The 22,566-nt window shown below is 40.0% G+C and carries 25 protein-coding genes; 7 read left to right on the forward strand and 18 right to left on the reverse strand.

Annotated elements, in window-relative coordinates; translation table 11 throughout:
• Position 1: 1 nt before the first annotated feature.
• The 8 genes from atpG to ACLBWE_RS15905 form a co-directional block, all read right to left on the reverse strand.
• Positions 2-871, reverse strand: a complete 870-nt coding sequence (atpG, locus tag ACLBWE_RS15870) for a F0F1 ATP synthase subunit gamma (protein WP_003655530.1) — start codon at positions 869-871, stop codon at positions 2-4.
• A gap of 77 nt (positions 872-948) precedes the next feature.
• Positions 949-2,493: a F0F1 ATP synthase subunit alpha gene (gene atpA / locus ACLBWE_RS15875; protein WP_005037448.1), complete on the reverse strand. Its 1,545-nt coding sequence runs from the start codon at positions 2,491-2,493 to the stop codon at positions 949-951.
• A 46-nt stretch (positions 2,494-2,539) separates the two neighbouring features.
• On the reverse strand, positions 2,540-3,076 hold the full coding sequence (locus ACLBWE_RS15880; protein ID WP_003655534.1) for a F0F1 ATP synthase subunit delta: 537 nt from the start codon (positions 3,074-3,076) through the stop codon (positions 2,540-2,542).
• A 12-nt stretch (positions 3,077-3,088) separates the two neighbouring features.
• Complete coding sequence (locus tag ACLBWE_RS15885) at positions 3,089-3,559, reverse strand: F0F1 ATP synthase subunit B (protein WP_003655537.1); 471 nt, start codon at positions 3,557-3,559, stop codon at positions 3,089-3,091.
• 38 nt (positions 3,560-3,597) lie between these two features.
• A complete protein-coding gene (atpE, locus tag ACLBWE_RS15890; RefSeq protein WP_000424060.1) occupies positions 3,598-3,843 on the reverse strand; it encodes a F0F1 ATP synthase subunit C in 246 nt (81 codons plus the stop codon).
• Positions 3,844-3,927: 84 nt separating this feature from the next.
• The gene (gene atpB / locus ACLBWE_RS15895; protein WP_005037450.1) at positions 3,928-4,803 is read right to left on the reverse strand and encodes a F0F1 ATP synthase subunit A; all 876 of its coding nucleotides are present in this window, start codon (positions 4,801-4,803) and stop codon (positions 3,928-3,930) included.
• A 104-nt stretch (positions 4,804-4,907) separates the two neighbouring features.
• On the reverse strand, positions 4,908-5,306 hold the full coding sequence (locus ACLBWE_RS15900) for an ATP synthase subunit I (protein ID WP_003655545.1): 399 nt from the start codon (positions 5,304-5,306) through the stop codon (positions 4,908-4,910).
• A 170-nt stretch (positions 5,307-5,476) separates the two neighbouring features.
• The gene (locus tag ACLBWE_RS15905; RefSeq protein ID WP_447603970.1) at positions 5,477-6,316 is read right to left on the reverse strand and encodes a metal ABC transporter solute-binding protein, Zn/Mn family; all 840 of its coding nucleotides are present in this window, start codon (positions 6,314-6,316) and stop codon (positions 5,477-5,479) included.
• Between the two features lie 127 nt (positions 6,317-6,443).
• On the opposite strand from ACLBWE_RS15905, the gene ACLBWE_RS15910 reads away from it, so the two are divergent.
• Genes ACLBWE_RS15910 through znuB form a run of 3 tightly spaced genes read left to right on the forward strand, consistent with a single transcriptional unit; the run spans position 6,444 to position 8,515 of the window.
• Entirely contained in the window at positions 6,444-6,941 is a 498-nt protein-coding gene (locus ACLBWE_RS15910; RefSeq protein WP_003655556.1) for a transcriptional repressor, read from the forward strand.
• Complete coding sequence (znuC, locus tag ACLBWE_RS15915) at positions 6,914-7,702, forward strand: zinc ABC transporter ATP-binding protein ZnuC (protein WP_447603971.1); 789 nt, start codon at positions 6,914-6,916, stop codon at positions 7,700-7,702. The genes ACLBWE_RS15910 and znuC overlap by 28 nt, the downstream gene beginning before the upstream one ends.
• Positions 7,703-7,705: 3 nt before the next feature.
• Positions 7,706-8,515 carry a zinc ABC transporter permease subunit ZnuB gene (znuB, locus tag ACLBWE_RS15920; protein ID WP_026057177.1) on the forward strand — a complete coding sequence of 270 codons (810 nt, stop codon included), beginning with the start codon at positions 7,706-7,708 and terminating at the stop codon, positions 8,513-8,515.
• A gap of 1 nt (position 8,516) precedes the next feature.
• Here znuB and ACLBWE_RS15925 read toward each other — a convergent pair whose 3' ends face one another.
• Positions 8,517-9,143, reverse strand: a complete 627-nt coding sequence (locus tag ACLBWE_RS15925) for a LysE family transporter (RefSeq protein WP_005049049.1) — start codon at positions 9,141-9,143, stop codon at positions 8,517-8,519.
• A gap of 159 nt (positions 9,144-9,302) precedes the next feature.
• Here ACLBWE_RS15925 and ACLBWE_RS15930 point away from each other — a divergent pair, with 159 nt between their 5' ends.
• Positions 9,303-10,223, forward strand: coding sequence for a Dyp-type peroxidase (locus ACLBWE_RS15930; RefSeq protein WP_348950901.1), 921 nt, complete (start codon positions 9,303-9,305; stop codon positions 10,221-10,223).
• A 43-nt stretch (positions 10,224-10,266) separates the two neighbouring features.
• Here the strand turns inward: ACLBWE_RS15930 and ACLBWE_RS15935 are convergent, their stop codons facing one another.
• Complete coding sequence (locus ACLBWE_RS15935) at positions 10,267-11,964, reverse strand: NAD-dependent malic enzyme (protein WP_005049054.1); 1,698 nt, start codon at positions 11,962-11,964, stop codon at positions 10,267-10,269.
• 495 nt (positions 11,965-12,459) lie between these two features.
• On the opposite strand from ACLBWE_RS15935, the gene argS reads away from it, so the two are divergent.
• Complete coding sequence (gene argS / locus ACLBWE_RS15940; RefSeq protein ID WP_005037465.1) at positions 12,460-14,250, forward strand: arginine--tRNA ligase; 1,791 nt, start codon at positions 12,460-12,462, stop codon at positions 14,248-14,250.
• Positions 14,251-14,406: 156 nt separating this feature from the next.
• The gene (locus ACLBWE_RS15945) at positions 14,407-15,021 is read left to right on the forward strand and encodes an SPOR domain-containing protein (RefSeq protein WP_017389185.1); all 615 of its coding nucleotides are present in this window, start codon (positions 14,407-14,409) and stop codon (positions 15,019-15,021) included.
• Between the two features lie 40 nt (positions 15,022-15,061).
• On the opposite strand, the gene ACLBWE_RS15950 is transcribed toward ACLBWE_RS15945, so the two are convergent.
• From ACLBWE_RS15950 to guaA, 7 genes are all read right to left on the reverse strand, one after another.
• Complete coding sequence (locus ACLBWE_RS15950; protein WP_447603972.1) at positions 15,062-15,730, reverse strand: glutathione S-transferase family protein; 669 nt, start codon at positions 15,728-15,730, stop codon at positions 15,062-15,064.
• Positions 15,731-15,842: 112 nt separating this feature from the next.
• The gene (locus tag ACLBWE_RS15955) at positions 15,843-16,250 is read right to left on the reverse strand and encodes an OsmC family protein (protein WP_003655574.1); all 408 of its coding nucleotides are present in this window, start codon (positions 16,248-16,250) and stop codon (positions 15,843-15,845) included.
• A complete protein-coding gene (locus tag ACLBWE_RS15960) occupies positions 16,247-17,194 on the reverse strand; it encodes a pirin family protein (protein ID WP_205470036.1) in 948 nt (315 codons plus the stop codon). Before ACLBWE_RS15960 ends, ACLBWE_RS15955 begins: the two co-directional genes overlap by 4 nt.
• Positions 17,195-17,361: 167 nt before the next feature.
• Positions 17,362-17,658, reverse strand: coding sequence for a DUF3861 domain-containing protein (locus ACLBWE_RS15965; RefSeq protein WP_447603973.1), 297 nt, complete (start codon positions 17,656-17,658; stop codon positions 17,362-17,364).
• Between the two features lie 22 nt (positions 17,659-17,680).
• Complete coding sequence (locus tag ACLBWE_RS15970; RefSeq protein ID WP_447603974.1) at positions 17,681-18,070, reverse strand: Fur family transcriptional regulator; 390 nt, start codon at positions 18,068-18,070, stop codon at positions 17,681-17,683.
• A 13-nt stretch (positions 18,071-18,083) separates the two neighbouring features.
• Positions 18,084-18,611, reverse strand: a complete 528-nt coding sequence (locus tag ACLBWE_RS15975; protein WP_447603975.1) for a PadR family transcriptional regulator — start codon at positions 18,609-18,611, stop codon at positions 18,084-18,086.
• Between the two features lie 190 nt (positions 18,612-18,801).
• A complete protein-coding gene (gene guaA / locus ACLBWE_RS15980) occupies positions 18,802-20,370 on the reverse strand; it encodes a glutamine-hydrolyzing GMP synthase (protein WP_447603976.1) in 1,569 nt (522 codons plus the stop codon).
• Between the two features lie 385 nt (positions 20,371-20,755).
• Here guaA and ACLBWE_RS15985 point away from each other — a divergent pair, with 385 nt between their 5' ends.
• Positions 20,756-21,973 (forward strand): DUF445 domain-containing protein, encoded by a 1,218-nt coding sequence (locus tag ACLBWE_RS15985; protein ID WP_170834095.1) that lies wholly within the window; start codon positions 20,756-20,758, stop codon positions 21,971-21,973.
• A gap of 66 nt (positions 21,974-22,039) precedes the next feature.
• Here the strand turns inward: ACLBWE_RS15985 and ACLBWE_RS15990 are convergent, their stop codons facing one another.
• Entirely contained in the window at positions 22,040-22,477 is a 438-nt protein-coding gene (locus ACLBWE_RS15990; protein ID WP_003655588.1) for a DoxX family protein, read from the reverse strand.
• Positions 22,478-22,566 lie beyond the last annotated feature (89 nt).

Raw genomic sequence — 22,566 nt, forward strand, 5'->3', positions numbered from 1 at the left:
GTTAAACGGCAGCGGCACCGCCAACGATCTCAGAAATTTCCTGAGTAATCGCGGCTTGACGCAGCTTGTTGTAAATGAGTTGTAGGTCTTTAATCAGTTGTCCTGCGTTGTCTGTCGCTGCTTTCATCGCGACCATACGAGCTGACTGCTCACATGCAACGTTTTCAATCACACCTTGATAAACCATAGACTCGATATAGCGAACCAACAAACCATTTAACAATTGTTCTGCTTCTGGTTCGTAGATATAGTCCCAACCATAAGTACGGTTGAGATCATCGCCTTCTTCTGCTGGTGCTAAAGGAACAAGTTGTTCTACTTTAGGTTGCTGAGTCATTGCATTAATGAAGCCATTTGATACGAGGTAGATACGATCTAATTCGCCCTTATCAAATGCATCAAGCATAACTTGGACTGAGCCAGTTAACTGTTCCAAACTCGGCGCATCGCCAAGTTGGGTAGTTGCACCAAGCACTTTACCGCCGTAATTCTTAAAAAACGAAACCGCTTTTTGACCAATTAAAGCAAATTCAACTTCAATTGACTGCTGTTGTTGTGCTTTGACATGCTGCACAACTTTCTTGAACAAGTTAATGTTCAAGCCACCGGCCAAACCACGATCTGAAGACACTACGATATAGCCAACGCGCTTAACAGGGCGGTCAACCATATAACGGTGTTTGTATTCAGGGTTTGCTTGAACCAAGTGAGCAATTACACGGCGCATATTATCGGCATACGGACGGCCCTGAGCCATGCGCTCTTGCGCACGACGCATTTTAGAAGCAGCTACCATTTGCATCGCGCGAGTAATCTTTTGCGTGCTCTTGATACTAGCTACTTTGGCGCGAATTTCTTTTAAATTTGCCATACGCTTAACCTAGTATTCGAAAGCCCTTTCGAGCTTCCGAAGGTTGATCCGTGAACCAAACTTAACTAAAACTAAACTTAGTAAGTTTGAGTCGCTTTAAAGCTTTCAATACCTGCTTTGATTGCTGCTTCGATGTCTTTGTTATAATCACCAGTTTCATCGATTTGTTTCATTAACGGAGCATATTCTGAGCGGAAGTAAGAGATTAACGCAGCATCAAAGTCTACGATTTTCTTAACTTCTACGTCAGCCATATAGCCTTCGTTAGATGCATAAACAGAAACAGCTTGGTCAGCAATTGAGTAAGGAGCATATTGTTTTTGCTTCATTAACTCAGTTACACGTTGACCATGTTCAAGTTGCTTACGAGTTGCTTCGTCAAGGTCAGAAGCGAACTGAGCAAACGCAGCCAATTCACGGTATTGTGCTAAAGCAGTACGGATACCACCAGACAATTTTTTGATGATCTTAGTTTGAGCAGAACCACCAACACGAGATACAGAGATACCCGCGTTCACAGCAGGACGAATACCTGCGTTGAATAATGATGTTTCTAAGAAGATCTGACCGTCAGTAATCGAAATTACGTTCGTTGGTACGAATGCAGATACGTCACCTGCTTGAGTTTCAATAATTGGCAATGCAGTTAAAGAACCAGTTTTACCAGTTACTGCGCCATTAGTGAATTTCTCAACGTAGTCAGCAGATACACGAGAAGCACGTTCAAGAAGACGTGAGTGAAGATAGAATACGTCACCTGGATACGCTTCACGACCTGGTGGACGACGTAAAAGCAATGAAATTTGACGGTAAGCAACAGCTTGCTTAGACAAATCATCATAAATAATAAGAGCGTCTTCACCGCGGTCACGGAAGTATTCACCCATTGTACAGCCAGAGTACGGAGCTAAGTACTGCATTGCAGCAGGATCAGCAGCCGCAGCAGCGACAACAGTTGTATACGCCATAGCGCCAGTTTCTTCTAGCTTACGTACAACGTTTGCAATTGTTGATTGTTTTTGACCAATCGCAACGTATACGCATTTAATGCCAGAATTTTTCTGAGCGATAATCGCATCGATCGCCATCGCTGTTTTACCAGTTTGACGGTCACCAATAATCAACTCACGCTGACCACGACCCACAGGAATCATGGTATCAACTGATTTATAACCAGTTTGAACAGGTTCGTCTACAGACTGACGCCAAATTACGCCTGGTGCTACTTTTTCAACAGCATCAGTTAATTTTGCATCAATTGGGCCTTTACCATCAATTGGGTTACCCAAAGCGTCGACAACACGGCCAAGAAGTTCCGGACCAACTGGAACTTCTAAAACACGACCTGTACAACGAGCTTTTTGACCTTCTTGAAGGCTTAAGTAGTTACCTAAGACAACGGCACCCACTGAATCCTGTTCTAGGTTCAGTGCCATACCAAATAAGCCGCCGTCAAATTCGATCATTTCACCGTACATTGCATCAGCAAGACCGTGAATGCGCACGATACCGTCGGATACCATAACAATGGTACCTTCGTTTTTAGCGGTCGCGCTGGTGTCCAGATCGCTGATACGCTGTTTAATGAGCGCACTGATCTCGGATGGATTCAGTTGTTGCATTGCGCTATTCCTCAATCTTTTAATAGTTCAGTCTTCATCATTTGCATTATGCAAGAAGACGAGTACGCATTTTTTCAAGCTTGTTAAGCGCAGAATCATCTATCACTTGATCGCCTGCACGAATCACAACACCTGCAATGAGCTCAGGTTTAACTTCAACTGAAACAGTTACAGTACTGTTAAAACGCTTTTCTAAAGCAGATTTCAACAATTGCTCTTGCTCAGCAGTTAATGGGAAAGCCGATTCAATCACGACATCCACATTGTTGTTATTCTGTGATTTAAGCTGTTCATATTCTGCTTCAATTTCAGGTAACAACATTAAACGATCGTTATCTGCAAGAAGTGTCAAAAAGTTAGACACTGCTTGAGACTGATCTTCACCTAAAACTTTAGCAAAAAGCTTCACTTGCTCCACAGGAGTAAGTTCAGGGCGATTTAAATAAGCGGAAAATGCTTCGTCTTGCACCGCAGCACTGAGCACTTGTAACGCATTCGACCAATTGTCTGTTGCACCTTGCTCAGAAGCATAAGCAAATGCTGCTTTGGCATACGGACGTGCCAACGTCAAGAGTTCAGCCATGATTCGCCTCTCTTAAAGTTTAGCAGCCAGCTGAGACAGCATGGCATTATGAGCTTCTGCGTCAACTTGCTGGTTCAGGATTTTTTCTGCGCCAGTTACTGCCAAAGCAGCTACTTGTTGACGTAATTCTTCGCGAGCAGAATTGATTTCTTGATCAACAGCTTCTTTAGCCTGTTGACGAATACGCTCACCTTCAGCCGCAGCTTGAGTACGAGATTCTTCGATCAATTGTGCTGCACGACGGTTCGCTTGTTCGATCAATTGAGCCGCTTGTGCTTTAGCTGCATCAAGCTCTTGCTTTACTTGCGATTGTGCATCGGCAAGCTCAGCTTTCGCTTTTTCTGCTGCATTTAAGCCATCAGCAATTTTACGCTGACGCTCACTAATCGCATTGATTAGTGGTGGCCAAACAAACTTCATGCAGAATGCAACAAAGAATGCAAACGCAATCGCTTGACCAATCAATGTGAGGTTGATATTCATTGCAATTCCTCAAATAGTGGATTTAGGAATTAAGATGATTAACCTACAAATGGATTAGCGAAGATGAAGAACAAGCCAATACCAACACCGATCATAGGCACAGCATCAAGAAGACCCGCGATTAAGAACATACGAGTTTGAAGTTGTGGAGCCAATTCTGGTTGACGAGCAACAGCTTCTAGAAAGCGACCACCCAAAAGACCAAAACCAATCGCAGTACCTAAAGCACCGAAAGCGATCAAGATAGCAGATGCAATTGCAACTAGACCTAAAGTGAGTTCCATGAAAAATTCCTCAGAGGTTAGGTTATTACCAAATTAAATTAAAAAAATTCAGCCCAACCATCGTTTGATAGTTAGGCAATACCATTAATGTTTTTCGCTTGCCATGCTCAAGTAAACGATGGTAAGCATCATAAAGATGAATGCCTGCAACGTGATTACAAGAATGTGGAAGATCGCCCAAGGCACAGATAACGCCCATTGAATCCAGAACGGCAATAAAGCAATTAGGATAAAGATCAGCTCACCTGCATACATGTTACCGAATAGTCGGAGAGCTAATGAAATCGGACGAGCAAGGAATGTTACCAATTCCAAAATCAAGTTCACTGGAATAAGCAACGCTTTTGCAACTGGATTACTTGGGTTAAATGGGTTAAGTGCCAACTCGCCAACGAAACCACTAACACCCTTTTCGCGGATGCTGTAGAACAAGATAAGTACAAATACAGATAAAGACATACCTAAAGTAATGTTTGGATCTGTAGATGGAACGATCTTGAAGTAAACGTGGTGAGGGTTCATACCAAATACGTTTGCACCCACAAATGCTGCAACTTGAGGAATCCAGTCAACTGGGAACAAGTCCATTAAGTTCATGAGGAAAATCCACACGAAAATAGTTAATGCAAGCGGAGCGATTAAACGTGATTTGCCATGAAAGGTGTCACGGACACTTGAGTCAACAAACTCAATGATCATTTCAATTGCAGACTGGAATTTAGTTGGAACACCTGCATTTGCAGCTTTCGCAACCATCCAGAATAACAAACAGAAAATAACACCAAGGCCAATTGACCAACCCATTGAATCCAAGTGAATTGCAGTGAACCCCATCGAATGAGCTTCTTCAGCAGTCTCAGCCAATTTCCATGTACCGTCTGGCATTTTGCCATAGGTCATATTGGTCAAGTGATGCTTGATATACTCTGTCGAAGTGAGGGCATGTTCTTCAGCAGCCATAAATCACACCTGGTCAATGTCAATTACTAAAAAGAAGGGTTACGAACATCGGCGTACTGTCGATATCTCGCCACCCTCCAAAAAATCTTCAATTCTTCTTGTTTCTATACCCGTTTTTCTAGACGTGACACCCAAAATGGAGCGACCCACGACATTGCCTGAACGAGAATAAAACCAAACAGCAATGCTAACGGTGATAAAGGTTTAACATTGCTCAAAATCAAAATAAATCCAACGATCATGATTGCAAATTTGCCTAACATGCCCCTATACATGTTAGACAGCACTTGTTTTGATGCTCTCGCACCTGCTGTTCTGAAGGATTGCCACGAGAAATAACTCATAGCAAGCCAGCAAACCAGTGCACCAAGTGCCGCACTTAATGCTGCTGTCATGTCTTTTATGCTCCACGCCACGAGGGCGGAAACAGGGATCATACATGCTTGTAAGAAGACCAAAGCTTTTGCTAATCGTCGGTCAATCAAGCGACTAGTTCGGCTCATTATTTATCCACTCACAGCATAAATGCTTGACAAGTTTAGCTGATGATCGCTTTTAATCGCAGGCATTATAGAGTTACACCCCTGAACATGCAATCTTTTCCCGACTTTAGTCGGGGTTTTTCATGACCGGTGGTGCTGACGCTACAGTCAGCCTTTGTTTATTTTTTATCTTACTTTTGCGTACTTAATACACATTTATCTGTTTTTATAGCCAGTTTCTTCCATGCAGTGACGAAATCATCCTCGTTATTCATGCTCTCGTCTACTGGTTGAAAAGTAATGTTACCTAATTTTTGATACTGACTTTTAGTGGTAAAACTTTCTGCGAGCAAACACATCTGATTTTTCGGTCGATTATCATTAAGATATTTAATTTGAGCTGCAGTTGGTGCAACATGCGGATCATCCGTCAAAGCACCAGCGAACTTTAAGTTTAACGAGCGCTCTAAATATTGATAGGCATCATGATATGACCAATAGGGCTTACCATTACTTGTACTGTCGTAAACTTGTGCAGCCTGAAACATCTTACGGGCAAAGATATTGGCATTATTCCAATATTTAGCCTTATTTTCAGGATGCTGCTGAGAACGTAAAGCAGCAATAAAGAAACCGATTCGGACTGCGTTGTTTGGTTCTAACCACACATGGGTGTCTACTGTATTAAGTAAAGCTACACCGCGTGTACTACGCAGGGGTAAAACAGAGACTATGCCACTATCTAATAAGGCAATCGCTTTCTTATTATTACCTAACAATTTATTTAGAGGTGCTTCATGAGCCTTACCCAACCAGATCACTAAAGATGCATCATTAATTGCTTTACGGTGAGCCGGAGTCAACTGTACGTCATGACCTGTCTGACCTTTAAGCAAAAGCTGAGGTTCTTCAACACCCTGAGTGATTTCTTTTGCAATCAGATAAATCGGGTGTGTAGAAACCACCAAACCCTGACTCCACCCTAACGTACTCAAAAGCGAGAACATACTGAAAACAAAAAAACGGAACATGCTAGACCATCAATTTAAATTAGCTCGAAGCATGTTATAATATAACAAAGTTACAAAAATACCTAAGATTAATCGAATGAAGCATCGCTTCATGCTAATATTCCGTTAAAAATTCGAGGTTATTTCTATGAGTTCCTGCTCGCATGAACATCATGATTCTTTGCATGGTGTGCATGATCACCATAATGTCGCAAACCGTTTAGCTGAAGCAGAAAATTTATGTTCTGCGACTGGCGCACGACTTACGCCTTTGCGCAAAGAGGTTTTGGAACTCATTTTAAATGCTTCAGGCCCAATGGGTGCATATGACTTACTCGCACGTATAAAAAGTCAAACTGATCGCCCAGCTGCTCCTCCAACTGTATATAGAACTTTAGATTTTTTATTAGAAAAAGGTTTGATCCATCGCCTAACTTCTATTAATGCCTATATTCCCTGTTGCCACCCTCGTGAAGGCCATCAAGCAGCATTCTTGATTTGTACCGAATGCCACATGGTTAAAGAAGCCTCTTCTCAAGGTTTAACTCACCAACTTGACCAACTTGCAGCGTCAGATGAGTTCGTGGCTCAACACAGCATTATTGAAATTTCGGGGAAATGCCAACAGTGCCGCACAACTCCTTAAATCCCGTATTAATTCAGCTTGAGCAGGTTTCTGTTTATCGCGATAATCGGGATATTTTAAAAAAAGTTGATTTTGCTCTGCATCAAAATGAAATTGTGTCTTTGATTGGTCCCAATGGTGCAGGTAAATCAACACTTATTAAAGTTCTACTCGGTATTCTCCAGCCGAGTAGTGGCCATGTTATCCATCATAAAAAACTTAAAATGGCTTATGTGCCACAAAAGTTCAATCCTTCACACAGCCTACCTTTGCGTGTTCAGGATTTACTTGATTTAGAAAAATGTAACCCTGCCCTGCGTCAGGAAATTATTCAAGACACAGGCATTTCCAAGTTACAACAATCAAAAGTACAACAACTTTCTGGTGGAGAGCGCCAACGGGTACTACTAGCGCGTGCCTTACTTCGCCAGCCAGATATTTTAGTTCTTGATGAACCGATGCAAGGCTTAGATATTCAGTCTGAGGCTGAACTTTATGAGTATGTCCGCAGTTTGCCGGAACGATATAACTGTGCAATTTTAATTGTTTCCCATGACTTACAATGGGTGATGGAAGGAACACACCGCGTAGTGTGTTTAAATAAACATATTTGCTGTAGTGGACTACCCGAGAACATTCAACAACATCCTGAATATCAGGCAATATTTGGAACTCAACGGGTTTTCTATCAACATCATCATGATCACTGTGCTCACAGTGATGCTGCACACCCCTGCCCTCATAATGACCGCCCTCACATCCACCCAGAACCGGAAGCTTAAGCCATGATGGAATGGTTACAATTATTGTTACCCGCATGGATTATGGGAACCTTACTGGTCTTTTTGACCGCGCCTCTTGGTTGTCTAATGCTTTGGAGACGAATGTCTTTTTTCGCTGACACCATGGCACACGGCACCCTACTTGGGGTCGCTATCGCAGGTGCTTTAAGTCTTCCTCTTTGGCTTGGTGTTGCAGGCACTGCCATTTTATTGGTCGCAATTTTATGGGCGCTACATGACAATCGCTTACCCAATGATGCTCTCTTAGCCTTATGTTCAGCGACATTGCTCTGTAGCGGCTTATTGTTTATTCAACATGTTCCAAGTTTAAGACCAGAGCTTTTAAGTTATTTATTTGGTGATTTGCTGAGTATTGACTGGCCCGACTTACCGGTTTTCACTTTAGTTATCGCGATATCACTCGTAATTCTTTACCGCTTTTGGCAGCCGCAAATACAGTTTGCAATTGATCCAGACATTGCAGTCAGCGAAGGGGTAAATGCGAACTGGCAACGTCTTATTTTCATGCTTTTATTGGCTTTATTTACTGTCTTAGCTTTGCGTGCTGTAGGTTCTTTACTTATGGGTGCATTACTCGTAATACCTGCTTTAAGCGCTCGCTTACTAGCAAACTCGCCAAAGCAAATGGTTATTTGGGCTTTTGTATTAGCCCAGCTTGGTGTGAGTGTCGGCTTATGGTCAAGCGCAGCACTGAATATCTCTACAGGCTTGAGTATTGTTTTATGCATGGCGTTAACTTTCGCTATTATTTTTATAACTCAAAAGCTAAAAAATCAAACACAGGCGGCCTAAATTAGGACGCCTGATGAACTGTACTTAATAATAAAGCCGCACAGCTAAACATAACAGCAAACCCCCTATTCAAATATTTTTGCTGTTTAGGGGAACGAAGTAATCTTAGAACCTTTGATGCCAGTCCTGTATATCCAGCCATGACAACCAAATCAATACTAATCATAGTTATAGCCATAATCAGGTACTGTATCCATTGAGGCTTACTCAAATCTAAAAACTGCGGCAGCACAGCCAATAGAAATACAATCGCTTTGGGATTACTAATATTGACCACAAAGCCATTTAGCAATAGCGCAAATACAGATTTATCTCTTTTTTCTTGTTGAATTTCTATATCTTTTATAGGCGCTGTCCACTGTAAATAAGCAAGATATAACAAGTAAATCACACCAAACCATTTCACAAACTGAAAAGCCAAAGGTGTCGTTGCAAATAAAACCCCAACACCCGCTGCCACCACCATAATTTGAAGTAGCAAAGCAATTTGTAAACCGATTGCATTCCAATAACCGTGTCTAAAGCCATAGTTTAAACCACTCGACATTGAAGCAATTGCTCCCGCACCAGGTGAGATACTAATTACCCAACAGGCCAACATATAAGCGAACCAAACTTGCAAAGACATAGCAAAAAATAGACTATAAAAGTGGAATTATACTGTTTTATAAAGCTATCTTAGTCAGAATTCAAACAATAAAATCAAGAAATAGACTACTAACAGCTCTGCGCATCAGGCACAATAATTAAAACTCATATCAAATTATAATCGAGGAGATTCCTTCCAATGAGTGCTCAATCTGTCATTTTGCCGTTGCCATCAGACCATGCACGCTTTATTGTTCTTCGTTTAAAAGACTTAACTATTGATGAATTAAAAAACCAACTTAATGCTTTATTTGAAGCACGTGACCGCCTTATTACCCAACATTCAGATGCTCAAATTAAAACAGCAGTCGCTTTTGGCCCTGAATTATGGAAGCAGCTCTATTCGCAAACTCCTATAGGTTTTAAGCAGCTTAAACCTGAACAAGGGGCATTCAACATGCCCGTTGTGCCAGCCGATGTCCTCATTCATATCGCCAGCATGCGCTCTGATATTTGTTTTGCATTAAGCCAAGCATTTTTTGAAAGTATTCAAGATAAAGTCGATGTTCTTGATGAGCGTGTATGCTTCCGTTATTTCGATGGCCGAGATATGACTGGCTTCATAGACGGAACCGAAAATCCTCAATTTCCAGACGACCGAGCTGAGACAGCGCTCTTACCAGAAAGCGCTGGGGTATTTGCAGATGGTAGTTTTATTTTCGCGCAGCGCTATGCCCACGATTTAGAAAAGTGGAAAAAATTGAAAGTTGATGCGCAAGAAAATGTTATGGGCCGCACCAAACTTGAATCTATTGAATTAGATGATGACGTTAAACCAGAAAACGCCCATGTTGCCCGTACTGTTGTTGAAGATGATGAAGGCGAAGAAATGGAAATTCTACGTCATAGCCTACCTTATGGAGATGGTAGAGGTGATCAAGGTCTATTTTTCATTGCCTATACTAAAGATCTCACTATTATTGACGCCATGTTAAAGCGTATGTTCGGCACAAGTGGAGATGGTATCCACGACCGCTTATTGCACTTCGTGACCCCACTTGATGGTGCTTATTATTTTGCACCTAGTGAAGAGTTGCTAGAAGAAATTCTAGAAGACTAAAATAAAAAAGAGGAGCTTAAGCTCCTCTTTTTTATTCTCATTCTTAGAAAGGAATACGCTTATATTTGCGATATTCAGGTTTCCAGAACGACTGATCAATTTTCTGTTTCAACAAATCATCACTAATTGTTACAGCGACACCATCAGCCATAGCAGCTTTTGCAACTTCGAACGCAATAACTCTAGAAACTTGTTGAATTTCACCCAACGGCGGCAATAAATCAGCTTGTGGATCTTTAAGCAATGGAGAGCAATTTGCTAAAGCACTACTTGATGCCATTAACATATTTTCTGTAACACGCTTAGCGCCCGATGCCACCACACCTAAACCAATGCCTGGGAAAATATACGAGTTATTACACTGCGAAATATTGTAAAGTTTGCCGTGATGATTCACAGGAGCAAACGGACTACCTGTTGCAATTAATGCTTTACCTTCAGTCCACTCCACAATATCAGCAGGTACAGCTTCAACACGTGAAGTCGGATTAGATAATGGCATTACAATTGGTCGTTCACAATTTGCTGCCAAAGTCCTAATAATTTCTTCTGTGAACAAGCCAGGCTGTCCAGAAACACCAATTAACACTGTAGGCTTAGCATTTTTAACAACATCGAGTAGTGAAATGACTTCTTCGATATTGCCCCACTGATCAACCACCTCAGCTTTTTGTGCTAACTTACGCTGGAAGTCTAGCAAGTTTGGTTGATTCTCAGTGATCAAACCAAAACGGTCTACCATATAAACGCGAGCACGCGCTTCTGCATCGGTCAAACCTTCTGCAATCATTTGTGCAACAATTTGTTCTGCAATACCACAACCTGCCGAACCCGCACCTAAGAAAGCAATTTTTTGATCTTTTAATTGCTTGCCCGCTGCACGACTCGCAGCAATCAAGCTACCGACAGATACCGCTGCTGTTCCTTGAATATCATCGTTAAAACAGCAAATTTTATCGCGATATTTTTCTAAAAGTGGCATCGCATTTTTTTGTGCGAAATCTTCAAACTGAATTAATGCTTTTGGCCAACGACGCTTCACAGCTTCAATCACCATATCTACAAATGCGTAATATTCATCGCCACTAATACGCGGCTGACGCCAACCCATATAGATCGGATCATTTAACAATTGTGGATTATTCGTACCAACATCAATTGTAATTGGCAATGTATAGGCTGGGCTAATACCACCACAAGCTGTGTAAAGCGAAAGTTTCCCAATCGGGATTCCCATTCCACCAATACCTTGGTCACCAAGACCTAAAATACGTTCACCATCCGTAATCACGATAACTTTTACATTGTTTTTATTTACGTTTTGCAAAATATCATCAATCACATCACGATCTGGATATGAAATGAAGATACCGCGGTGACGACGATAGATATCAGAGAAACGCTGACATGCCTCACCTACGGTTGGGGTGTAAATAATCGGCATCATTTCTTCGAGATGATTTTCGATTAAATGATAGAACAAGGTTTCGTTGGTATCTTGGATATTACGCAAATAGATATGTCGATTGATATCATCAGTGAAAGCGCAATATTGCTGATAAGAGCGCTGGCTTTGCTCTTCAATAGTTTCAATAATATGGGGGAGTAAACCGTGTAAGTTAAAGTTACTTCTTTCTTCTTCAGTGAAAGCCGAACCTTTATTTAAAAGTGGTAACTCTAAAAGTGTAAAACCTGCATATGGGATATAAAGGGGATGTTTACTTGGGTGTCCTGATATCATTGCCTATCTCATTTTCCAGCTTAGAGTAGAGAAAAACACGTTTTGTATGGTCTCTAAAACTCTTTGTGCGTATAAGCTTAAGCCTAATTCGTTCAAAATAGGTATTTTAAACTGTGATGTTAAAATTAAAGACTATTTAGTTAAAACATATATAAAAATAAACAATAAATATCAATATCTTAATAATTTTATATTTTTAAAAAATCTTTTATTTATCTAATTTCAAAAGCTTTTAATATATATTTTTACTTACATAGCCATTTTTATAAGAAATAATGGTGAGATTAAAAGCTAATCTACTTTTTAAAACTTCTTAGAAGGCTTGTATTTGTTTGTTTTTAGAATAGTGAAGTGATTCACCCTGCAATATTCATTTAAAAAATAATCCCCAGTAAATTGCACAAAAAGAATTACTGGAATATTAAATCCACTCCCCTAACTCATAGGAAATTTGATATATTTGACGTTTTTCTGCGACATCTATTTTCGATTGATATGAATACGGCAATACAAGCAGCTCTCGACCATGCAGTGCAAACTCTTCAACAAGAAGGGGTGCTTCCTTCCGACTGGAATAACACAAGCAACTTAACACGCACCAAAGACCGAAGCCATGGCGACTTTGCTTCTAATATTGCCATGATCGGCTCGAAAGCTGCTGGTATGAAACCACGTGATTTAGCTGAGAAAGTTCTAGCTGCATTACCAGAAGTTGCAGACATCAGCAAAGCTGAAATCGCAGGACCTGGTTTTATTAACTTCTTTTTAAATGCAGACCAGCGCTTTGCTATTCTTGACCAGATTCAAGCACAAAAAGAATTTTTTGGTCGCAGTCAGGCAAATGCAGCGAAAAAGATCCAAGTCGAATTTGTTTCTGCAAACCCAACGTCTAGTCTACATGTAGGACATGGCCGTGGTGCTGCATATGGTATGACTGTTGCCAAATTACTTGAAGCAACAGGTGCTAAAGTTGACCGCGAATACTATGTAAATGATGCTGGCCGTCAAATGGATATTTTGGCGACTTCTACTTATTTACGTTATTTAGAATTACTAGGTCAAAACCTTGTATTTCCAAAAAATGCTTATCAAGGCGATTACGTTAAAGAAATAGCACAGACTATTATTGATAAAGATGGCGACGCATATCTTCGTGAAGTGGCTGATGTCTATAAAGATGTGCCAGAAGATGTACAGTATGCTGAAGAACTAGATAGCGACGGCAATAAAGTCGTTTTATCTGGCGACAAAGAAAAACATATTGATGGTCTTATTGCCAACTCTCAACAATTACTAGGTGAAGGCTACCGCGTATTCCATCAAGCTGCTCTTCATGCCATTTTAGATGACATTAAAGATGACCTTGCTGACTTTGGTGTAACGTTCAACCAATGGTTTAGTGAAGCATCTCTTAGCGCAAAAATTGACGAAGCTTTAGAAACACTTGATCAACGTGGTTTCCTTTATGAAAAAGATGGCAACATCTGGTTTAAATCGACTGAATTTGGCGATGAAAAAGACCGTGTTGTTAAACGTCGTAACGGTCAAACCACCTACTTTGCATCAGACATTGCTTACCACTTAAATAAATTACAACGTGGTTATACCGACCTGATTGATATCTGGGGTTCTGATCACCATGGCTATATTTCTCGCGTAAAAGCGGCAATCGATGCAATGGGTTACGACTCTAAAAAATTGACTGTGCTTTTGGTTCAGTTTGTAAGTTTATGGCGTGGCGGAGAGATGGTTCAAATGTCATCTCGTTCAGGTCAGTTCGTGACTTTACGTGACTTGCGTAAAGAAGTGGGCAACGACGCGGCTCGTTTCTACTACGTGATGCGTAAGAGTGAACAACACATTGACTTCGACCTTGACCTTGCTGTGTCACAAAGTAAAGACAATGCTGTGTATTACATTCAATATGCACATGCACGTATTTGCCGTATGTTAGAAAAAGCGTTAAGCACAGGCTTACAATTCGATGTAAATGCTGCACGTACACATGCTACTCGCCTATCTCTTGATGCTGAAACTGAGATTCTTGCTAAACTGGCAGCTTATCCAGATGCAGTGTTGCGTGCTGCAAATGCGTATGAACCACATCAGGTGGGTAACTACTTAAAAGAATTAGCTGCCTTGTTCCACGCTTGGTACAATGAACATAAAGTATTAGGCGATGATGCTGAGCTTACACAAGCACGTTTATTGCTTTCAATCAATGTACAACAAGTGTTGCATAATGGTTTAGAATTACTTGGTGTATCTGCACCAGATTCTATGTAAAAATTATATTGCATGGCAGTAAAATAAAGGTCATGCAACATATAGTAAGCAGTGGTTTGTAGAGTTAAAATAGCTTATACAAGCCACTGTTTTTAGCATCGTAATACGAGAATCAAACTCGAATTAAAACAATCAAAATACAGAGGAATAATCCACGTGTTTGGCAAAACGCAACGCGGTGTATCTGAAAGACCTAACAAGCCTAAAAAGCCCCTAATTCCCAAATGGTTAGGGACACTTGTCGCTATTTTGGCGGTCTTATGTATCGCTGTAATGCTTATGCTTTGGAAACCATGGCAACCTGTTCCTGCAAAAAATCAGATTACCTCTGAACATTATCAAGAAGAAGATACCAATAAAGACTATCGTTTCTACGATCTATTACCCCAACAGCAAGTAACGCCTATTCCGGAACAAGCGATTCCTGAAAGCAAAAATCAAGGCACAGCCATGATTGTTGAGGCACCAAGTGTAGCTCAACCAGCTGCTTCAGAAAGTGCAGGAATTGATACGAATCCATCAGCCACTGCTCCTCAGCAACCTACTTATATTTTACAGGTTCGCAGCTATAATGACCCAGATCAAGCTGATGCTCGCCGTGCAGAAATCATTTTAAATGGCTTATCTGCAGATGTAGTTAAGAGTACTGAAAATGGGCAAATATGGTACCGTGTTATTTCAGGACCTTATGACACCCAAGACGCTGCATTGGCTGCTCAACAGACTTTACAACACAGCGGCATTGACTCCATCGTGATCAAACGCAAGTAAAATACAAATAAAAAAGGAACAAATATTTGTTCCTTTTCTTTTAAATATCAGCACAATTCCTTTCATTAGAACCAATTCCCTTTTTTTTCGCTTTTTGAAACGCTACCCTTCGCCGAATACGATGTAAAAAAGCCTGAATATTAGGGTATTTCCCTTGCAAGCGTGATTGCAAAGCTTCTAGAGGGAAACTCATTTGAATATCTGCAAATGAAAAGTCGCCTGCAAAATATTCATGCTCTGCCAAATAGTTTTCTAAAAAACTAATATGATCTTTCATACGTGGGCGGACAAAATTTACCTTCACCCCTTCCGTGATTTTTTTTGCTACTGGTTGAATTAACCACGGCACATGCTTATTTACACTATTCATGACCAAAGTCATGACTAAGAGTGGCATGAGTGAGCCTTCTGCATAGTGCATCCAATAAATATACTGCTGTAAATCTTGGGGCTGTGTAGGTTTAAATTGCTGCTTCTGATCATAACGCTGCTGTAGATATTCCAAGATCACAGCAGATTCTGCGATGACTTGCTCATCATCTGTCAAAATTGGAGCCTTACCCAAAGGATGAATACATTTCAATGTTTCTGGAGCGGAATAGTTAGGTAGGCGCTGATAATAATGAATATCATAATCTAAGCCTAATTCTTCTAAAGCCCATAAAATTCGAAACGATCGCGAACATTCCAGGTGATGTAAACTAATCATGTTATTGCCTGCTTTTATTTTTCTTTTTACATAAAAAACAGCATGTGAACATGCTGTTTTATTCCATTTGTGGAATGGATATAAAATCATCCACCTCCACAAAATAGCATTTTTACACTGTAACAAGCACAGTATGAATGTCTAAACTACGTAACAAAGTTTTAGTGACCGGAGTTTTACTACATACCACTAAGATTTTTTGTTGGAGCTCTTCATCTGGTAAGTCTTTAAAAACAATACGACGTTCAATATGTTCTTCATGCTCTCTATTGGTATGAAAATCAATTTCAACTGAGAACTCACCAAAATCATAACCTTTATGCTTCGCATACATTCTTAAAGTAATAAGTGTACAAGCTGCCAAACTTCCAGTAAGCAAATCATAAGGCGCTGGGCCTTGATCTTGCCCTTCTAGCTTTTCAGGCTCATCACAAAAATACTGATGGCGACCACTGGTAATTTCACCCTTCCATTGCTCAGCAAGGGGCTTTGCTTTACTACTTGCGATTACTGCTGTCATTTTGATGCTCTCATTTGATCTGGAAGAACAGGAGCTTCTAAGCGTGCGCCAATATAATCTGGAATTTCACCAAAACGCGCATCATGATTAATCCATTGCTCACGAGCTTCTTTTAAATCATCCATTGTACGCGCAACAAAATTCCACCAGAGCAAAATTGGCGTTTCAAACGGTTCACCACCAATTAAAAGAACACGATTGCCTTTTTTTACTTCAATCTCAATTTCACTTAGTCCAGTATCTAATACAACCATGTTATCAGCAGTTAACTCATGACCATTCACATGGGCAATACCTTCTAATGCCATAAAACCATATTCATAATTAGGATTTAATGGAATACGGGTTTTAGTATCTTCGGTAGCAATTAAATCGACACCCACTAAAGGCGTATGTACCACTACTGGAGAAGTAGTTGCCAGATATTCGCCCACAAGAACAGTAAATTCTAGACCGTCCTTTTCAACAACAGGCAACTCAGGATAATGTTCAAATTTCGGATCCATGTTGCGCTTATGATCAGGCAAAGCAATCCAGAGCTGAGCAGCGTGCATTTGAGTTTCAGTATCAGGCGCGACTTCTGTATGAGAAATGCCATGACCCGCCGTCATCAAGTTAACTTGCTTAGGACGAATCAGTTGTTTTGAACCTAAACTATCGGTATGCATCATGGTTCCTTCAATCATCCAAGTGAAGGTTTGCAAACCAATATGGGGATGAGGGCCAACATCCAGACCGTCTCCTGCAGGAAAAGACACTGGGCCTGCATGATCTAGAAAACACCACGCACCAATCATTCGCTTTTGTCGGCTAGGTAAAGCCCGCTTAATCACTGTCCCCTGTCCAATTTCAGCAGAGCGAATTGGAAATTCCTGAATAAACTGATTGGCAAATTTTTCGCAATCGTTTGAATCAGAAATATCGTAATCATTATTATTGCTCATGATATTACTCTCTTTTACCTATGCTTTTGCAATGAGTTGTTGTACTGATCTTAACAATACACTCATTATTCAATATAGTCTTTTAGTAATACACAGGGTGTTATGAATGAGACAATCCATTTTTAATTATAGAAAAATCAAGGCTGCATGAAACATGTTTAAGATGATTAATCTTTAACGAGCTGTTTTAGGTTTTTCATGAACAATCCAAATTGTGGGAAAAACTCTTGAAATAGAGGGTGGTCTCGATTTTCCAACATAACTTCACTAAAAAGTTTTAGTCCAAGCCCAAAAGATTTTGTAGTTTCATCATCAAAAAAATCTGCTTTTTTTAAGCGCTCCACAATTTCAAAGATATCGTCATGATTCCCCGTATAGAACTCAAGACGCTCAGTATATGTAGAGGCCTCTCCTTTTGCATTCTTTAAATGTTGCACAGTGACATGATATTGATGTTGTTTCATATATAAATTCTCTATTAAAAATTTAATGACTTTTGATGATTTCAACCTGCATAAGATTGACTTCAAACTGGCTAAATACAGTTTTTAAAGAAGCTAAAAATTGCTCTTGTTTAGCGGCCGTTAGATCTGTACAGCGAATTTGCAATAATTGATTATTCTCGACTGTTGGTAAGTTAAATTTAGCTTCATCTCGTTGTGGCTGACAATTTGAAATTAAACCCGCTCCCGCTAAGTCGTTCACTACCCGATAAACTGTGGCTAAACTTAATTTCTGTTTTTGGGCATATAACTTTTGGTAAATCTGTTTGACAGTTAGATCTTCTGCTTGCTGTTGAATTAAAGACAAAACAGCAAGTCTTGGATGAGTGACTTTTAGGCCCGTTTCTTTGATTTTATGCTGTAGCTCTAACATTTCTATTTCCAACTTATAATCGCCCAATCGAAACCGCAGCTTGATCAATTTTTTCAGCAATTTGATAAATCTGCTCTTGCTGTAAACTCGCCGAGTTCAACTTCAAACGTAAGGCTGTTTTTAGGTTTTCCATCGCACGGTGAATTTCAATTAGTTCATCATTACTGTGAATTTCACGTCTAAGTCGTAATTTTTCTAGTAGCTCGGTCAACTTGTCCTGTTGTTCTGTTAAGTAAGCTTTACCAAATTCTGTGATTTGATATTGCTTACGTTCTACGTCTAACAAGGTAATGAAATTCATTTCTTCCAGACTAGTTAAAGTTGGGTAAATGGTACCTGCACTTGGTGTATAGCCGTCGCCCACCAAATCACTTATTTCTTTAATAATTTCATAGCCATGCTTTGGGCTTTGCTGAATAAGATGAAGTACTAAAAGTTTCATTCTGCCCGCTTCAAAAAGTCTTCCACGGCGCCCAGAACGGTGATGCCCGTGGTGATGTTCATTGTGCTCAGTATGATGATGTTCTGATTGTTGTTTCATCTTTAAAGATTCTCTAATATGTTTAATTTATACTAATTAAGATATATCTTAATATATCTTTTATCAAGTATAAGTAATAAGTTCAGATCTATTGTTTTGATATTTATTAAAATTAATTTTAATCGTTAAAATTTAAGTAATAAAAAAGGACGCTAATGCGTCCTTTTCTTTACCAACAAGCAGAGGAAAATTATTCCCACTCAATCGTTGCTGGTGGTTTAGATGACACGTCGTATACAACACGTGATACATCTTTAATTTCATTCATAATACGCGTTGAGATTTTATCAACCAATTCGTATGGTAAATGTGCAAAACGAGCTGTCATAAAGTCAACTGTTTCAACTGCGCGAAGTGCAATCACCCATGCATAACGACGACCATCACCTACTACACCAACTGACTTAACAGGTTGGAACACAGCAAATGCTTGAGCTGTTTTGTCATACCAACCACTGTCGCGAAGCTCTTGCATAAAGATGTCATCAGCAAGACGAAGAATATCTGCATATTCTTTTTTCACTTCACCCAAAATACGAACACCTAAACCTGGCCCTGGGAATGGGTGACGGTAAATCATGCTGTGTGGCAAGCCAAGTGTTGTACCTAATTTACGTACTTCATCTTTAAACAAGTCACGTAAAGGCTCAACCAATTCAAATTCTAAATCGTCTGGTAAACCACCCACGTTGTGGTGAGATTTAATGACGTGTGCTTTACCTTGTTTGCTTGCAGCAGATTCGATCACATCTGGGTAAATCGTACCTTGTGCTAAGAATTTCACGCCATCAAGTTTACGTGCTTCTTCAGCAAAAACTTCAATAAACTCACGACCAATGATTTTACGTTTTTTCTCTGGATCAACTTCACCAGCTAATGCAGTTAAGAAACGTTCTTCAGCATCTGCACGAATTACACGGATACCCATGTTTTCAGCAAACATTTGCATTACTTGGTCGCCTTCGTTTAAACGAAGTAAGCCGTTATCAACAAATACACATGTTAACTGGTCGCCAATTGCTTTGTGTAAAAGCGCAGCAACTACAGATGAGTCAACACCACCTGAAAGACCTAAAAGAACTTTTTCATCACCAATTTGCTTACGTAACTGCTCTACACGTAAATCAATGATGTGTTCAGGTGTCCAAAGGCCACCACATCCACAAATTTTATGAACAAAATTTGCAATTAATTCTTCACCTTTTGCCGTGTGCGTTACTTCTGGGTGGAATTGCACACCATAGAAACGGCGTGTTTCGTCACTTACAGCAGCAACTGGACAACTTGGCGTGCTTGCAGTAATGCTAAAACCTTCTGGAATCTGGCTCACTTTATCGCCATGACTCATCCAGACATGAAGTTGGTCTTCACGGTCTTGTAGGTTGCCAATCAGTTGGTCACGTTTAACGATATCAACTTCGGCATAACCAAACTCATGTACAGTACCCGGCTCAACTTTACCGCCTAACTGTTCAGACATGGTTTGCAAACCATAGCAAATACCCAATACTGGAACACCCAACTCAAACACCACTTGCGGTGCACGTGGGCTGCCTTCTTCATGCACACTCTCAGGTCCACCTGACAAAATAATGCCATTTGGCTTAAAAGCGCGAATGTCTTCTTCAGACATATCAAAAGCATACATTTCAGAGTAAACACCGGCTTCACGTACACGACGTGCAATGAGCTGGCTATATTGAGAGCCGAAATCCAGAATCAGGATACGATCTTCAGTAATTTGAGTATTGGTAGTCATGACAAACCACTAAATGGCAAAAGAATTAAGCGCGCCATTTTAACATTTTTCACGCTTCGGCGCACCGCAAATCATCATATATCTTATTTTTTTCATTTCTGAATCATTTCTATAGCTAGATTCTGTGACAGAAATCAATATTTAGTTATATTTATCAACACTCTGAGTTAATCTTGAAAACTTCACACGTATTGATAAATTCATCACATTCTATGCAGCATCACCATGAATTTGATGTTAAGATGACCCGATAAAACAGGCATTACCATGGAAAGGTAAATACCATAAGCGATATTTGTCTGTGTTTAAACAATTATCCATTTTTATGGCTTGTTGCCCCCTATCAAAATCAATAGAAATCCAAGGAACAACAATGCTTCAAACTATGATTGCAGATTTCCAGCAACATTTTTGGTTGTATATCTCTATTCCTTTTATGAGTGGTTTAATTGGCTACATCACCAAAGTGATTGCCATTCAAATGATGTTTTCGCCACTTGAATTTAAAGGCATTAAACCATTTCTAGGTTGGCAAGGCATCGTGCCACGCAAAGCCGAGAAAATGGCAACAATTGCTGTTGAACTGATGACAGCCAAACTCATTAAACCTGAAGAAATTTTTGCCCGCCTAGATCCAAAACGTATTGCTAAAGAAATAGAAAAACCATTGCTGGCCGCAGCTGAAGATATTACCCGTGACGTTGCGCAAGAATATCAGCCCGGGTTATGGGAAGGCATGCCAGAGTTTGCTCGCCAAAGACTGATTCGTCGTGTGCAATCAAAAGCACCCGAGATTGTTGAACATATCATGGGTGAAGTACAACGTGATGTGAACCGATATTTTGATATTAAACATCTGGTTATTAGCAACTTGCTTAAAGATAAACGCCTACTCAATAATATTTTTAAACGAGTAGGAAAACAGGAATTTAAATTTTTCAGTAATGTCGGATTTTTCTTCGGTTTTGGTATTGGTGTGATCCAAATGTTTTGCTGGATCGTCACGCAAGGAAAATACCCGTGGATGCTTCCAATGTTTGGCGGCTTTGTGGGTTTTTTCAGTGACTGGATTGCACTGCAAATGATGTTTAGACCTCTTTATCCTAAAAAAATATTTGGTTATACATGGCAAGGTTTATTTATCAAACGTCAAAATGAAGTTGCGGCCGATTATGCTGCGCTCATTTCTAAACAGCTTCTGACTTCACGTCATATGATGGAAGAATTATTTTCTGGTACACATTCTGATCGTGTTATTGATCTGGTTAACCGTCATGTAAAACAAGAAATTGATATGCAAGCTGGTGTTATTCGCCCATTGGTTGTATATGCAATTGGCGGAGAAAAATATCAGAATATGAAATCGCAAGTTGCTGAACGCATTATGCAACGGCTTCCAGAGACTATGAAATACGTAGAGTCTTATGCAGAAGATGCCATGAATATTCGTAGTACTTTAATTGAACGCATGCAGAAATTAACGCCTTCCGAATTTGAAGGCATGTTACGCCCTGCATTTAAAGAAGATGAATGGGCACTCATTGCAGTTGGTGCAGTACTTGGTTTTGTTGTTGGGGAATTACAAATCCAGTTCATGCTCTAATTTTTAAATCATAGAAATAAAAAAACCGGATGAATTGATCATCCGGTTTTTATTTTGTCTTAAATATTATTTTTCAATTGCATGATCCAGACTAATACGGCCAGCACCATGAAGCATCAAGAAGAATAAACCACCTGCCATTGCAAGGTTTTTCATAAAATGGATACCATTGTTATATTGTGCCGCTGCATCAGCACCACCTTGGTGGAATAAAAATGCAGTAAGAATACTAAATATCCCAAGCCCAAAAGCCGCAAAGCGTGCTTGAAAACCAAATAACAAGGCTAAACCACCACCGAACTCAACCAAGATAACTAAAGGAAGAATTCCAGCTGGAACCCCCATTGCTTCCATATATCCCGCAGTTGCTGCATAACCGGTAATTTTCCCCCAACCAGCAACAAGGAAGATATAGGCGATAAGAAGACGCGCAACAAGGCTAATGAAACTGTCTGCGCCTGATTGCGTTACGATATTTTTGACCACTACATTTGGGTTAAACATATTGCCACCTTTATTTAAATGCTTATTTATTGATGAGCTCATTCTAGGTTTGGGACATTGATAATTAAATACTCAAAATCCATATATAT

This window comes from Acinetobacter sp. M5A5_2a (assembly GCF_053345265.1).

Excerpts from the sequence above, each read along its gene's own strand:
- ACLBWE_RS15975 (WP_447603975.1), bottom strand. The coding sequence starts at position 18,611 with ATGAAACAACAATCAGAACATCATCATACTGAGCACAATGAACATCAC.
- ACLBWE_RS15965 (WP_447603973.1), bottom strand. The coding sequence starts at position 17,658 with ATGAAACAACATCAATATCATGTCACTGTGCAACATTTAAAGAATGCA.
- znuB (WP_026057177.1), top strand. The coding sequence starts at position 7,706 with ATGATGGAATGGTTACAATTATTGTTACCCGCATGGATTATGGGAACC.
- guaA (WP_447603976.1), bottom strand. The coding sequence starts at position 20,370 with ATGACTACCAATACTCAAATTACTGAAGATCGTATCCTGATTCTGGAT.
- ACLBWE_RS15905 (WP_447603970.1), bottom strand. The coding sequence starts at position 6,316 with ATGTTCCGTTTTTTTGTTTTCAGTATGTTCTCGCTTTTGAGTACGTTA.
- ACLBWE_RS15930 (WP_348950901.1), top strand. The coding sequence starts at position 9,303 with ATGAGTGCTCAATCTGTCATTTTGCCGTTGCCATCAGACCATGCACGC.
- ACLBWE_RS15925 (WP_005049049.1), bottom strand. The coding sequence starts at position 9,143 with ATGTCTTTGCAAGTTTGGTTCGCTTATATGTTGGCCTGTTGGGTAATT.
- ACLBWE_RS15950 (WP_447603972.1), bottom strand. The coding sequence starts at position 15,730 with ATGATTAGTTTACATCACCTGGAATGTTCGCGATCGTTTCGAATTTTA.
- ACLBWE_RS15990 (WP_003655588.1), bottom strand. The coding sequence starts at position 22,477 with ATGTTTAACCCAAATGTAGTGGTCAAAAATATCGTAACGCAATCAGGC.
- argS (WP_005037465.1), top strand. The coding sequence starts at position 12,460 with ATGAATACGGCAATACAAGCAGCTCTCGACCATGCAGTGCAAACTCTT.
- atpB (WP_005037450.1), bottom strand. The coding sequence starts at position 4,803 with ATGGCTGCTGAAGAACATGCCCTCACTTCGACAGAGTATATCAAGCAT.
- atpG (WP_003655530.1), bottom strand. The coding sequence starts at position 871 with ATGGCAAATTTAAAAGAAATTCGCGCCAAAGTAGCTAGTATCAAGAGC.
- ACLBWE_RS15900 (WP_003655545.1), bottom strand. The coding sequence starts at position 5,306 with ATGAGCCGAACTAGTCGCTTGATTGACCGACGATTAGCAAAAGCTTTG.
- atpA (WP_005037448.1), bottom strand. The coding sequence starts at position 2,493 with ATGCAACAACTGAATCCATCCGAGATCAGTGCGCTCATTAAACAGCGT.
- znuC (WP_447603971.1), top strand. The coding sequence starts at position 6,914 with ATGCCAACAGTGCCGCACAACTCCTTAAATCCCGTATTAATTCAGCTT.
- ACLBWE_RS15985 (WP_170834095.1), top strand. The coding sequence starts at position 20,756 with ATGATTGCAGATTTCCAGCAACATTTTTGGTTGTATATCTCTATTCCT.
- ACLBWE_RS15955 (WP_003655574.1), bottom strand. The coding sequence starts at position 16,250 with ATGACAGCAGTAATCGCAAGTAGTAAAGCAAAGCCCCTTGCTGAGCAA.
- ACLBWE_RS15910 (WP_003655556.1), top strand. The coding sequence starts at position 6,444 with ATGAGTTCCTGCTCGCATGAACATCATGATTCTTTGCATGGTGTGCAT.
- ACLBWE_RS15880 (WP_003655534.1), bottom strand. The coding sequence starts at position 3,076 with ATGGCTGAACTCTTGACGTTGGCACGTCCGTATGCCAAAGCAGCATTT.
- ACLBWE_RS15935 (WP_005049054.1), bottom strand. The coding sequence starts at position 11,964 with ATGATATCAGGACACCCAAGTAAACATCCCCTTTATATCCCATATGCA.
- ACLBWE_RS15970 (WP_447603974.1), bottom strand. The coding sequence starts at position 18,070 with ATGTTAGAGCTACAGCATAAAATCAAAGAAACGGGCCTAAAAGTCACT.
- ACLBWE_RS15885 (WP_003655537.1), bottom strand. The coding sequence starts at position 3,559 with ATGAATATCAACCTCACATTGATTGGTCAAGCGATTGCGTTTGCATTC.
- atpE (WP_000424060.1), bottom strand. The coding sequence starts at position 3,843 with ATGGAACTCACTTTAGGTCTAGTTGCAATTGCATCTGCTATCTTGATC.
- ACLBWE_RS15960 (WP_205470036.1), bottom strand. The coding sequence starts at position 17,194 with ATGAGCAATAATAATGATTACGATATTTCTGATTCAAACGATTGCGAA.